Genomic DNA, 13,228 nt, shown 5'->3' on the forward strand with positions numbered 1-13,228 from the left:
CAAGGTTAATTGTTACTGTTTATTCTTTTTCTTTCTTCCACGAAGTCCTACTCCAACACCTGTAATAAGTGCAAGTGCACCGATTCCAAGATAAAGAAGCGGATTTGCATTGTCGCCTGTCTGTGGAAGCTTAGGCTCTGTCGGTACATTGGCAAGCTTAAGAGTTGCTACAACAACATCCGGTGCATTGTCATCATATCGAAGAGTTACATCGTGAGCTGTTTCATCAAGGATATATCCGTCAGCTGCTTTTGTCTCAACTACTGTATAATGGATATCTTCCTTAAATGAACCATCCTCATTGTAAGTACAGATAGGAAGCTCCTTGCTCTCTGCATGACCATTCTTGTCAGTAGTGAGTGTATCAAGCACCTTTCCATCCTTATCCCTTACTTCAAATACAACACCCTCGATCGGCTTTCCGGTTACTTTGTCAGTTTTCTCAATGACAATCTTACCGACTGCCTGCTCATCCTTCATGGATACCTTCTGGATTTCTGCTGTCTCCTTTACTTCAAAGGTTACATCACTTGCCACCTTATATCCATATGGTGCAGATTCCTCTCTGAGTGTGTACTTTCCGACAGGAAGTCTCTCAATCATATGAGTCTTTCCTGCCTCTGATGTCCAGCTCTCAACAAGCTTTCCATCAGCATCAATAACTGAAAGCTTTGCTCCAGGCAACTCTTTCTCTCCTGTGATATCAGTCTTTGAAATTTCTACCTTAATAGGTGCATTTTCAAATGCTGCCTCAAACTCGATAACCTTTACCTTATCTCCCTGATATGAAGCATCCACATCAAATGTCTTATCTGACTTCACATAGCCCTTTGGTGCCTCAAGTTCTTTGACATAATACTGTCCAAGTGGAAGGTCAGAAGTAAATGTTACTTTGCCATCCTTTCCAGTAACACCTCTCTCAATCTGTGTATCTGCTTTGACAATAACCTTTCCATCCTTATTTACTATATCTTCTTTCGCAAATAAACCGAATACTGCTCCTTCAAGTGCTTCCTTAGTCTCTGAATCCGTCTTGGTTACAGTAATCTGCACTTTCTGACGATCATTTGTCACATCCATTCCTGCAAATACAACCTTTGTATTCTGGTCGATATAGGAAAGGTCTGCCTCAATCGGTGTATCATCTAATACAAATCCATCAATGGTCTTTGTCTCAACAAGATAATACTTGCCAATCGGAAGGTCATCAATTCTTGCGATACCCTTATCATTTGTCACGATGGTTGCCACCTTGTCTCCTTCCTTGTGATATACAGTGTCAAGTCCGTCAGCACTTACGATATCCTCTTTTGCATATACATCAAAAGTTACTCCTGCAAGGCTGTCCTTGAAGAAATTGAAGATAAAGTCATACCAGTAACCCTTCATAAGAGTAGTGTCTGTTACAAATTCGCCGTCCTTATTGATGACAATGGAACCTGTAGGTACTTCATCCTTCATCTCTACATGCTGCACTTTGCCTGTGTCCTCTACTGTAAACTGGATATCAGTTGCCTTGAGGTATCCGTAAGGAGCAAATTCCTCACGAAGAGTGTAAGTCTCTCCAACTACAAGTCTCTTGATCACATGTGCTTCCTTAGCATCAGATGTCCATGTGTCTACCACATTTCCATCCTTATCAAGTACAGTAAGTGTTGCACCTGTAAGCTCTGCACCGCTTGTGATATCTGTCTTTGTAAACTCAAAGGTTGTAGGTGTGTTTTTATACTCGCTGTTATATACAGCAGTCTTAACATCCTGTCCCTGATATTTTGTATCAAAGTTTACTGCTTCCTCATTTGTCACATATCCGGCAGGCTTTACAAGCTCCCTTGCAACATATTTTGCAAATGGATAATCCTTAACAAAAGCAATCTTTCCATTCTCATCAGATGTTGTCTTCTCAAGAAGTGTGCCTTTCTCGATAATTACCTTGCCATCTACATTCTTGATATCCTCGTCTGCATAAAGACCAAATACTGCACCTGCAATCGGTGTATTATCTTCTGAATCAAGCTTAGTCACTGACATATCAAGCTTCTGTCTGTCATCTGAGAAAGTAAGGCTTTCCTTGATAACAGGTGTCTTATCATCCACATATGTGAATGTCACTTTCTGCTCATTCGGATTTAATACATATCCGTATGGAGCTTCCACTTCCACAACCCTGTACTGTCCAAGAGGAAGATTCTTAGCTGTTGCCTTTCCATCCTTACCAGTTGTAAGAGTTGTCACAAGGTCTCCCTTGCTGTAATACTTAATGCGGTTTCCGTCTGCATCCTTCTGGTTGTCTGCTGTGTAAATATCCTCGGCAGCATAAACTTTGAATTTTGCTCCGCCAAGTGAGCCTTCCTTATAAACAAACTCTTTCTCATATGAGCTTGCAAGAAGTCCACCCTTGAATCCGTCAAGTACCTCTCCCTTCTTTTCTACAGTCAGCTCTCCGACTGCAGGGGCATCTGAATATTCCACGGTGATGAACGCATCATTTGTATCACCATCTGTTTCAAATGCTGTGTCAGTATCAACAGAGATGTTGACATACTTATCATTTACAACATATCCAAATGGTGCAGACACTTCCTCAATGCGGTAGTTACCGATTTTAAGTGCCTCCGGTAAGATTAAATCTCCGTCCTCATCAGTAAAGAATGAAGTATGCTCTACCTTTGACGGATAAGTTGTGTACTGCTTCACATATTCGTTCTTATCAATATTAAAGATCTTAAACTCTGCATTTGGTACAAGCACTGTCTGCTTTGTATCGGAATCCTTCTTAATTACACGAAGCTTTGCAGTAAACTCCCTGTCAAGGAATACTCTCCATGTCTGAGGCTTGTCAGGATGATTCTCGCTGATTTTTACCTCAAATGGCTTGATTGTCTTCATGTTATGCGGAGTCTTTGACTCTACTACCACATAGGTTCCATAAGGAATTGCAATGGAAACTGCATGTCCCTTGTCATCGGATGTGATTGTTGTTGCTCCGTTTTCCCCGATTACTACCGGAGTTGCCTTGTCATAGTCATAACTTCCATCTGCCTTTACAGGTAAAGATGATTTCAAATAAGCTGTGAACTCTGCACCTGCCAATAAGCCTGCTTCAGTATCATCGCCATTGTCAGATACCTTGATAAGTTGGAATGGCTGCTTGATGACCTGCTCTGCTGATGTTGTGCTTCTTGATACCTCTGCTACAAGGTCTCCCTCATAGTCGCACACTACATCGTGCTCCTCTTCGTCTAAGAGATACCCCTCTGATGGAGTGATTTCTTTCACATAATAGTTTCCAAGGTAAAGGTTATTGACCTCTGCTTCGCCATTCTTATCTGTTGTAAGTGTTGCTACAAGGTCTCCTGCTTTGAATACGACTCCTGTTGCTCCGTCCGGATGCACGATATCGTTTCTTGCATAAAGACCATAAACTGCACCTTCAAGGCTTGCATCACCCTGGGCAACTGCCTTGCCCGATTCCTTGTCTACCTTGTAGATATGAATCTTTGCTGTCGTTCTGTCATTCACAAATGTGTGGCTGAATGATGTCTTTGCCTGTGTTTCAGGTAATACATTGAAATTGAAGCTATATACATCAGACTGGTTTCTAATATATGCATATGGTGCCTGTGTCTCTTGGATATAATATCCGTTAGAGATTGGCAGATCCACGCTGTAGCTTGCCTTTCCGTCCTCACCTGTAGTTACTGTCTCAAGAGCTGTACCCTTTGTAACAATAACCTGTCCGGCATAGTTTTTGATGTCATTTCCGGCATAAAGTGTGTACTTGCCGCCATCAAGAGGGTTCTCTGTGTCAGAGTCCTTCTTTACGACAGATACATCCGCTTTCTGTCTTGTATTCTCAATCGTAGTTGATTCATACTGTACTGTCACAGTCTGGTCCTTATATTCAACTGCTACTGTCTGAGGTGTGGTATTGATTGTATACCCGTCAATGCTCTCAATCTCAGTTACCACATAAGTTCCAAGATGAAGGTCAGATAATACCACCTGTCCGTCAGTTCCTGTTGTAAGGCTTTCTGCCACTACATCGCCAGCACTATACACCTTTGTACCATCTGCCTTGTAGATATCTGCTCCTGCAGTTACCTTAAAAGTTGCTCCAGAAAGCTTCTTTTTCTCATAAGTGAAGTTGCTTCCATTCCATGAGCTAAGCACCTCACCCTCTTTATAGATTGTGATTGCTCCAAGCTGCTCTTTATCTGTTGCAGAGATTCCCGTTGTCTGTCCTGCTTTTACAGTAAGTGTATGAACTTTACCGGAAAGGACATATCCCTTTGGTGCGGTAATCTCTTTTACATAATAAGTGCCTGCGACAAGTGCATCTGACTTTGCATATCCGTTTCCATCTGTTGTCATGGTCTGTACTCTGTTTGTGCATCCGCTGTCAGAATAGATTCCATAGACTGCACCGGAAAGCTTCACTCCGCTTGACTCATCTGTCTTTGTAAGCTCACCATATCCGATGTTCTCTGTCTTGACCTTGATATAGGCTTTGATAGGATCTGCTGTCGGTCTTTCAGAAATAAACTCCTGATATCCGCTCTTTCCTGTAAGCCAGAATACACAGCTTGATGTTGTCTCAACCTTTCCTGCATTGGAAGTGAATGTTCCTGTTGTAGCTGTAGTATTCACGCTCGTTGAAGAGATTGTAATACTGTTGCCATTCTTATCAACAGAATATCCGCTGATGCCAAAATCAAAATCCGATAAAACACCATTGCTGTCAGATAATGTTGTTTCAAATCTCTGACTTCCCTCATTCCACTTCAACTCATAAGTTGGTGCCTCACTGGTTCTGCGTGATGCAAAACTTGGAAGCGTTGCATTGTAGGAGCTGCTGATATTGTCTCTGAGCCTCTCATAATAGTTGTATGAAGAATCAGGACTTGGTGCTGTGTTACAGAGCTTTCTTGCTGCTGAATCACCGCTTCCGGTTCCAAAGATATCTGCTACAATAACCCATACCATTGCCTGAGTTGCGATATACTCATCACACTGGCTGTTGCTTGGTGCCGCCTTTTGTGTACTGTTAAACCCATAATAAAGGCAGTAACTTAAAAGCTTTCTCTGCTGTGCTGACATTGATGTGCTCGCATCATCGTAGCTGTTCATAAGCTGACCGCCATCTGCTCTTAATCCGAAATTCATACAATATGCTGAATTTCCGTCAAGAATTGAATACAGAATCTTGCCATGATTAAATCCGGGCTTTAGCTCACTTACTTCTCCGGAATTTTTGACTGATGCATTCCAGAACGCAATATTTGCCTGCGGACTGGCTGCAAATGCTGTTGTACCATTCGTAAAGAGTGTTCCAACCAGTGTGAGCATAGCCATAAATCCTGCCATAAAACGCTTTAGTTTCTGTTTCATGTGCTCTTTCCTCCTTAATTTTCGCATAAAAAAAGAAAGACATAAGTTTATGGCTTACATCTTTCTTCCTTCTGCTTCTATTCGTTTTTATTTATCTGTGACATCGAAACTCGTAATAGTCTGTGCCGCCTGTCGTGTAAACTCCATCATAACTGATGTAGAATACCGGATCTGTTTCCAAAAGTAACATACTTGCAATATATTCTGCGATTGCATCCTCAGATGATAACCGCTGTCCATCAATGGTACTTGCTTTGTTGAGGTCTGTCTCTACAAACACACTATAATAAGAGCCTTCCATACCATCGTAAGGATAATACTCATTGTACTCTTCCTGCGTGATACTGCCATCATTCAAATGGTTCTGTAAATTCTGCTGTGTGGTAATCATCCCTCCTGCCTGACACTTTGCTGTTGCAAGTGACACAACATTCTGTGGACTGTATGCCACGGATGCAGGCTGTGGATTGCTCACATTGTCTTTCGGACTGTCTGTAGTCTGACCACCATTACCTACATTACTCTGATTTCCGCCAGCTTCCTCATTATCATTTACAGGAGCTTTCTGTTCCGGCTCGTCATTCTGCTTTGGCTTTTCTTCCTGCTTTGAAGCAGTTTCATTATCTGCGGATCGGTTATCTTCTTTATCAGTCTTCTCTTCTGAATCTTTAGCCTCGGCAATATCTTTCTCTGTCTCTTCACTTCCAGCTTCGGTTGTGACCTCTGTGACAGCTTCCGTTGCCATTTCTGCTTCTTCAGTTGGCTTTACACTTTCCGTCTGTTTCTCTGTCTGATTATCAGCCTTTTCCTTACCACCATTACAGGCAGCCATTGAAAAGACCAGTACTGCGGATAATAAGATAATACTTATCTTCTTCATAGTAATCACCCATCCCTTCTCCGCAAGAGGGACGGGCTTTGTGTTCCGTGCCATCCACCCTTGCGGTGAACTATTTATCTGTAATGCACGGGACACATAGGACTGTCCCGTATTCTGTGCATCTTAAACTCCTTTCATTATACCAGCTCTCTTATTTTAAAGAAATACTGCATAAGTCTTCTGTTTTTCTTATAATTTAAGAATAAACCCTTTACCTGCATACGCTCACCTCCTCTCAGAATGTGCCCATTCTTACGAATGAAAGAAATATCCTTGCCACCATAGCGAATAGAAGAAGAATTATTCTGGCAAGTCCTAAGACCAGCTTCAACGCTCCAAGAATTATCCTTAATATCCACTTGAGTATCTCTAAAATTACTGTTCCTACGGCTCCCATAACTCTTCTCATAATAATCAGTCTCCTTTCGACATCCATCCCATTGCAAGTCCTGCAACATCTGCATCGTCCATAACATCTTCTGTAGGTTCTTGTGCTTCACTATTGGCTACCTGCATTATTACCGGCTGACCAACATTCATTCCGGATATCACTCCGCCTAACAGCCTTATGACCTCTTTCCTAGCCTCATTGGTTGCTGCTTCAATAACTTCTTCCTTAATGTCATCAATATCTTCTGACCGGATATATTCAGCCCTCTCTTTTTCCTTCTTCTTGATAACAAAAGTTTCTTTTCCATAATTATCAATGTAGAACTGAATCGCATCTATAATGAACTGGTTCTTAGATTTGAAAATCTTCGGATCAAGGTTCTGAATCACATCATTGATTTTCACATGCTGAGGATTGCTCATGTTGAGGCGGACAGAAGTTTTTACTTCATATTCAAGTCTTCTTCCCATCATCTGCCTCCTTATGATAATCGCTTAGTGCTTTTAAGTCCCATTGTGGCAAGCTGCTCATATCCTCTTGCATTTGCCTTTACATCAAGGTTATAGGAAATGTTCTTAGCATCATGACTACCAAAATTCTTCATCACAACTGCCCCGCCACCGACAAATACAATCGGTGTAGTCTTTAAGTTATACCCAAACTCACGGATTGAGTTATATACCTTATCAACAAAATCCTCTATCTCTGCCTTGATAATGGCAAAGTATTCATCATCAATATCTGACCTGCCATATCGCATGATGTTCTGTATCTCTGACTCGTCTACCTCTCCGTTAAGTTGTCTTACACACTGCTCATTGATAGAACGCATACAGGTAATAAGACCTTTTGGTATCGTCACACACTTTGATTCATCCGGTGACTTGTTGATTACCGGCATAATGTCGATTGTCCAGCTACCGATATCTACTATCAGCGTTTTCTTTGCCATTGTAGGAATCTTGTCCACTACTGCTGCATAACACTGAGGGAATACTGCCACATCATCAATTTCAATATAATACGGCTCATTCTCATATTTGAAGCTTACACGCTTATTCTTTGTCAGGTACTTGATAAAATCATTCTTCTCTGCTCCAAACCTTGTAAGTGGTAGTCCTACGGCAAGGAATACCTTTGCCTCTGCAAGACCTCTTCTTTTAAGTTCCTTAGCAACTGCTGCAAGAGTGAGAAGATAAAAGCTGTCATCTTCGACCTTTGTATCCTTTACTTCCTGCCTCACAGTTCCAACCTTATAGAACTTTCCTTCATACTCAAGTACATCGCCGAAAAGTGCCGGAGTTGTTGTAATCTCCTTAACTCCTGTGACAAATACCTGAGAGATTGTTTTCATCATTGACCAGCCATGATCAATGCCGATTACTTCTAACTTGTTATTCATATTCCTGTCTCTCCTTCCATTCCGTAATATTTGCTTCCATGTCCTGCACATCTGTATCTTTTCTCCTTTCCTCTTCCATAAGCTGCCCAATAAACCGCTCTGTTCTAGACGACATTGCAACTAATGAATATAGAAAAATCAGGATGATACTTATTCCGACCAACACTACAATCCAACATAGCTTCATGTAAATACGCCTCATTCCGTAGATTCTTCTAAGAGGCACTTACAATTTGCCTGACATTTTCGTGCCAGTCTTTGGAAATAAACACATTTCAAACACTCGTGTTCTGCCATAAATAGTGCTTTCTCATTTTTGGCTACAATCTTTCGGTAACGCTTTTTCAAATAAGAAACATCATATAAATCCTGCTTGATTTCATTCATGGCATTTTGCTTCATTATCGCTGTGTTCAGTGAATTAATGTAGCTGACGAACTTTTCCTCAGTGCTTATATCCACACCTTTAAAAGTTAATTCCATTCACTACTTACCTGCTTTCTACACGGCTCATGCCATGTAGGTGTGCTTTTTTCCCATTTGCCTGCACACATAGGAATTACAGATAAGCCGCATCTGCGTTTACGACGCATTAAGTTAAATTAAATAATGCTATCCTCTCTACCGCCTTTTCGAGAGCCAGGAAGTTCCCTTTGAACACCTTCATAGTTTATTATCCTTCCGCAACAGTATTGACTACCCTTACTCGCTCCACTTTCATTTCTCAATCCTTCAGCACTCTTCGCAAGTATATTTGATTTCCATCAGGTATCTGAACCGGAATTATCACTATATCTGTAATTGTTATTCAATTGTATGAGCTGTTTTGCAACTCGCAGGATTATGATATAGCAAAATTTTGAATCCTTGAACTTCGCCAAAAGAAGTATTTTCAACATATCTATTCTTTTTATGTTAGTCCTCATTTGTGGTCTGTTCGTATTTTCATTATATAGTCCACATTTGTGGTTGTCAATATATTTTCAAAATAATGTACCACTTTTGTGAACTCTGTGTTAAAATATTCATATCAATTTGTTTGAGGTGATTATTAATGGATAATAGACATTCAATTGGAAGTAAAATTCAAAAATATAGAAAATTAAAAGATATGACACAGGACGAATTATCAAAACAGTCCGGTATTTATTTATCTACCATAAAGAAATATGAAAGCGGTGAACGAAATCCAAAACCAGATCAGCTTCAAAAAATAGCAGAAGCTCTTGGCATTAGCGTAACTGTATTTCTTGATTACGATATTAATACTGTTAGTGATGTTCTTTCTTTAGTTATGAAGCTTAACGAACAATCCCCATTGAAAATATCTGCTGATAAGGATAAAGATGGCAACTACATCCCCAGCAGCATACACATGACATTTGAAGATTCACAAATAAATGAAGCTATTTGTTCTTATCTAAATTGTAAACAACAGATGGATTTAATTGCCTATGAGGATAATGATAAAGCTGTGATTGAACAGCAAAAAGAAATTTATGATGATAAGATTAACAGATTGCTCTTATTTAACGAATATATTAAAAAAATCCGCTAAATTGCGGATTTTTTCATTGCTAGGACTCTATATAATACTTCTCTTTACATATCCTGAGTAGTTTATTCCCTACTCAAATAGCTTTGGTAAATCGTTGGTAAAAATCTACTGTAACATCCCCAAAACACTGTAAAATCAAGTATTTTTAATCAAGGTTAGTATATTGCCGTGGCAGATAAAAAGTACGCGTATACTCATAAAAACTCCTTTCAAAATGCGCTGTCCTGCTGCCATTTGCAGCGATTTGCGCGGTGTAAATTCTTCTTTATGTATCGGTCATTTCTGTACATAAAATGCAAAACTTAGCAAAATATTTCAAGATGTGTACAGCAATCGTAGTAGAAACGGAGTAAAAAGTGGGTGGGATTACTACTCCTTCATACCAGTATACTTCTATACTAGTGTTAGCATCTAATTAGTACAAAATAAAATGAGATATTCCCTTGAAAATATTATATAATACCAAGAGGAGGTACTCATTATGCCAAGAAAACAACACACTAAGCAGTTCAAGTTGGATGCTGTCAACTATCGTAAGGAACACCCTGATCTCACTCAGGCTGAATGTGCCAAGAATCTCGGAATAGGTGTTAGCACCTTAGCCAGGTGGGAAGCTCAATATAGAGACTCTGATGGCGACATCCCAGTTAGAGGATCCGGAAACTATGCCTCTGACGAAGAAAAGGAAATCGCTCGTCTGAAACGGGAGCTTCGTGATGCTCAGGATGCGCTCGATGTGTTAAAAAAAGCCATCAGCATTCTGGGCAAAGACTGACAGAAGCTATCTATACAGAAGTTTCTGCAAAGGTAGAGGCATCTAAAGTTACTAAACGCCGCGTCTCTACTTCTGGAATGCTGAAATTTTTAGGCGTGTCTCGTTCTGGATACAGAGCCTTTCTAAACCGTAAGCTCTCTCCTACTCGACAGCGAAAAGAATCTGTCAAAAAGGAAATCCAGAAAATCTATGATGATTCTAAACAGAATTACGGCGCTCCTAAAATAACACAGGAACTTCGCAAATCTGGCGAAACCATTGCAGAGCGTACTGTAGGTAAATATATGCGCGAAATGGGTATAAAAGCTCAATGGGTCAAGCCTTGGACCACTACTACCAGAGACTCTGATTTTAGCAGTGAACTCCATAACATCCTGAATGAGCAGTTCAACCCTGAACGTCCTAACGCTGTCTGGTGCACCGATATCACTTATATCTGGACACAGGATGGATTTGTCTATCTTAATTGCGTTATGGACTTATTTGCCAGAAAGATTATTGCATGGACGCTCTCTGACACTATGGAAGTATCTTCCGTAATTGAAACAATCAATAAAGCAAAGGCTGTTCGAAATACCGATTTGCCTTTGATTATACATTCAGACCGTGGCAGCCAGTATGTTTCTAACGCATGGCGTGAAGCCACAGAAAATATGCAGCGTAGTTATTCTCACAAGGGCTACCCTTATGACAATGCCTGCATTGAATCCTTCCATTCCCTGATTAAAAGAGAATGGCTTAACAGATTTCATATTCGAAACTACAAGCATGCTTATTCGCTTGTCTTTGAATACATTGAAACCTTTTATAACACCGTCAGAATACATAGTCACTGTGACTATGTGTCTCCTGATGAATTTGAAAAACTGTATGAGAGGGCGAAATTACTGCCGGCAGCTTAGCTGGCAGAACTTCTCATTTTAATTTGTGCTAAATCTTGACATAGGACCATCCCATTCTTCATGACAAGTATCATTACATAGAATTCCATCTGCATTAACATAATCAGATCCCAAAACACCCGGACTTCCATTTCGATTTTCTTTAAATTGTTGTAACATATTTGGCATTATAGCCATAAACCAACCATCTATATTCCACAAATCCTTATCGCAATATCCTTTTGTTATTCTCTGCCAACTATATTTTATATTTTCAAAAACAAAACGTGGTAATTTCCAAGGTTGTCTAATCCGCCATCGAAACTCCTTACTATCCCATACATTTTTCATATGCGTATCTCCTTCTTATAAAAACAACAATATCCCCGTCAACGACGAGGATATCTTCAATACTTGTATGTAATACTTTGCTAAGAATTAGAAAATTATCTATACTTGGAAGCGACCGTCCTGAAATCCACTTATATACAGCTTGTGGATTTTCAAATCCCATAGCCTCTTGGATATCTTTTACAGTATACCCATTTTCTTTTAATAATTCTCGAATCCTATTCCCGGTTGCCTGTTGCTGGATAGATAAATATATAGGTTTCAAAATCGTCCCTCCTTTATTCATCGTCCATCCCGATACACGTCGATATTATATCATATTTTCTCTTTCTTCACCAGAAAAATTCTCGTAAAATTCTTTACAAAAATTTTGATAACCAGAATGCCCTAACAATATCATTTTCTTTTTTAATTCCCCTAATGTTTCCAAGAACTTCTTTGCATCACATTTTTTTACTTTACAGAAAACAACTATAAAATCTGTATTGGATTTATGTGCTTCCTTTTGGAACCATACCCTGACTCTATTTTTTATGAATAATGCGTCTGCAAGGTATTCTTTTGTATCAATAAAGCAAAAGTATTTGTATCTTACTGACATTTTCTCTAGCGGAATATAATTGTTGTATTCCATTTCGTAGCCTCCATTTCCATAGTATATAACTAATTCTATGTTTCCATACACTATCTGTCATTAAACTTCTAGTTTAAAACGCCCCAGCCTATGCCAGAGCGTCATCGTTCTTCTATATTAAATTGCTTTAAATATCTTCTGCGACACCGTTTTCTCTCCCTGTGTCCGTTCTAGTTCCTTTCTGGCATTCTGCAGGTCCTCCAGCCGCTTCAATTCATCCTCCGCATCCTCAAGGCCCAGATGCGTATAGGTGTTAAGCGTAACCCCTATATCACTATGCCCCATAAGGTACTGCAGCGTCTTCGGGTTCATTCCGGATTTCGCCATATTGCTACAATACGTATGCCGGCAAATATGTGGCGTGATATTGGGCATCTGCACCCGATAAATATCGTTGTACCGCTTCACCATATGATTAAACCGATGTTCCCAGTGCATTGCCACCAGTGGCAGACCTTTGTCATCCACGAACAGGAAACCGGTATACCCATCCACCACCTTTTCTATCTTTGGTTTCTCCCGATCTTCAAGGATGGCCTGAAAGCATTTTACAACATCCTCTGTTATAGGAAGTTTTCTCGTTCCGGCAGAAGTCTTTGTCGGCTCAATCACTAAGGTCATATCGGATAACCTCTGAAGCTGATGATCTATATTCACAATCCTGTTTTCCAAATCAATATCCTTAATCGTAAGTCCGCAAAATTCTGAAATTCGCATACCAGTGTGAAAAAGTATGTATACCACTTCATAACATCCGGTCGCTCCGGCAACAACTGCATGAGTGCCACCTTTACGCAATCTGCCGGAGTCCCACTGACACTATTTCTGCTACCTACAGATTCCCTCTGCTTTAATTCCGTCATCATTTGTCACTAATATTCTCATTTGCTTTCTCAACCACCTTAATCTAAATCACTAGACTATATTATAACATACGCCTGTATCTAGTAATTTTGGAAATACTC

At 40.1% G+C, this 13,228-nt stretch carries 14 protein-coding genes and 1 pseudogene; 3 read left to right on the forward strand and 12 right to left on the reverse strand.

The features are described 5' to 3' along the window. Positions 1-12: 12 nt before the first annotated feature. The 7 genes from BIV20_RS11960 to BIV20_RS11990 all read right to left on the reverse strand — a co-directional run bounded on the left by BIV20_RS11960 (position 13) and on the right by BIV20_RS11990 (position 8,547). Positions 13-5,391 (reverse strand): SpaA isopeptide-forming pilin-related protein, encoded by a 5,379-nt coding sequence (locus tag BIV20_RS11960; RefSeq protein ID WP_192848881.1) that lies wholly within the window; start codon positions 5,389-5,391, stop codon positions 13-15. Positions 5,392-5,482: 91 nt separating this feature from the next. Continuing rightward, positions 5,483-6,325 carry a hypothetical protein gene (locus BIV20_RS11965; protein ID WP_075721073.1) on the reverse strand — a complete coding sequence of 281 codons (843 nt, stop codon included), beginning with the start codon at positions 6,323-6,325 and terminating at the stop codon, positions 5,483-5,485. A gap of 181 nt (positions 6,326-6,506) precedes the next feature. Further along, positions 6,507-6,680, reverse strand: coding sequence for a hypothetical protein (locus BIV20_RS11970; RefSeq protein WP_015516967.1), 174 nt, complete (start codon positions 6,678-6,680; stop codon positions 6,507-6,509). 5 nt (positions 6,681-6,685) lie between these two features. Further along, the gene (locus BIV20_RS11975; RefSeq protein ID WP_199412716.1) at positions 6,686-7,132 is read right to left on the reverse strand and encodes a hypothetical protein; all 447 of its coding nucleotides are present in this window, start codon (positions 7,130-7,132) and stop codon (positions 6,686-6,688) included. Between the two features lie 11 nt (positions 7,133-7,143). Beyond that, positions 7,144-8,064 (reverse strand): ParM/StbA family protein, encoded by a 921-nt coding sequence (locus BIV20_RS11980; RefSeq protein WP_044912152.1) that lies wholly within the window; start codon positions 8,062-8,064, stop codon positions 7,144-7,146. After that, a complete protein-coding gene (locus tag BIV20_RS11985) occupies positions 8,057-8,251 on the reverse strand; it encodes a hypothetical protein (RefSeq protein ID WP_075721074.1) in 195 nt (64 codons plus the stop codon). The genes BIV20_RS11980 and BIV20_RS11985 overlap by 8 nt, the downstream gene beginning before the upstream one ends. Before the next feature lie 11 nt (positions 8,252-8,262). Further along, positions 8,263-8,547, reverse strand: coding sequence for a hypothetical protein (locus tag BIV20_RS11990; protein ID WP_075720938.1), 285 nt, complete (start codon positions 8,545-8,547; stop codon positions 8,263-8,265). A 571-nt stretch (positions 8,548-9,118) separates the two neighbouring features. On the opposite strand from BIV20_RS11990, the gene BIV20_RS11995 reads away from it, so the two are divergent. From BIV20_RS11995 to BIV20_RS12005, 3 genes are all read left to right on the forward strand, one after another. Further along, a complete protein-coding gene (locus BIV20_RS11995) occupies positions 9,119-9,622 on the forward strand; it encodes a helix-turn-helix domain-containing protein (RefSeq protein ID WP_075720939.1) in 504 nt (167 codons plus the stop codon). Between the two features lie 481 nt (positions 9,623-10,103). Then, positions 10,104-10,397, forward strand: coding sequence for a transposase (locus BIV20_RS12000; RefSeq protein ID WP_075720726.1), 294 nt, complete (start codon positions 10,104-10,106; stop codon positions 10,395-10,397). 8 nt (positions 10,398-10,405) lie between these two features. Next, a complete protein-coding gene (locus BIV20_RS12005) occupies positions 10,406-11,299 on the forward strand; it encodes an IS3 family transposase (protein ID WP_192848870.1) in 894 nt (297 codons plus the stop codon). A gap of 18 nt (positions 11,300-11,317) precedes the next feature. On the opposite strand, the gene BIV20_RS12010 is transcribed toward BIV20_RS12005, so the two are convergent. From BIV20_RS12010 to BIV20_RS12030, 5 genes and pseudogenes are all read right to left on the reverse strand, one after another. Next, the gene (locus BIV20_RS12010) at positions 11,318-11,629 is read right to left on the reverse strand and encodes a hypothetical protein (protein WP_075720941.1); all 312 of its coding nucleotides are present in this window, start codon (positions 11,627-11,629) and stop codon (positions 11,318-11,320) included. Continuing rightward, complete coding sequence (locus BIV20_RS12015) at positions 11,610-11,894, reverse strand: helix-turn-helix domain-containing protein (protein ID WP_075720942.1); 285 nt, start codon at positions 11,892-11,894, stop codon at positions 11,610-11,612. The genes BIV20_RS12010 and BIV20_RS12015 overlap by 20 nt, the downstream gene beginning before the upstream one ends. A gap of 45 nt (positions 11,895-11,939) precedes the next feature. After that, positions 11,940-12,263 carry a hypothetical protein gene (locus tag BIV20_RS12020; protein WP_075720943.1) on the reverse strand — a complete coding sequence of 108 codons (324 nt, stop codon included), beginning with the start codon at positions 12,261-12,263 and terminating at the stop codon, positions 11,940-11,942. A 117-nt stretch (positions 12,264-12,380) separates the two neighbouring features. Further along, a pseudogene (locus BIV20_RS12025) lies at positions 12,381-13,013 on the reverse strand (site-specific integrase); the annotation flags it as partial. Then, positions 12,917-13,129 (reverse strand): 5'/3'-nucleotidase SurE, encoded by a 213-nt coding sequence (locus tag BIV20_RS12030; RefSeq protein WP_192848885.1) that lies wholly within the window; start codon positions 13,127-13,129, stop codon positions 12,917-12,919. The gene BIV20_RS12030 and the pseudogene BIV20_RS12025, both read right to left, overlap by 97 nt. Between the last annotated feature and the right edge of the window lie 99 nt (positions 13,130-13,228).

Origin of the sequence: Roseburia sp. 499 (assembly GCF_001940225.2) — a bacterium.
GTDB lineage: Bacteria > Bacillota > Clostridia > Lachnospirales > Lachnospiraceae > Petralouisia.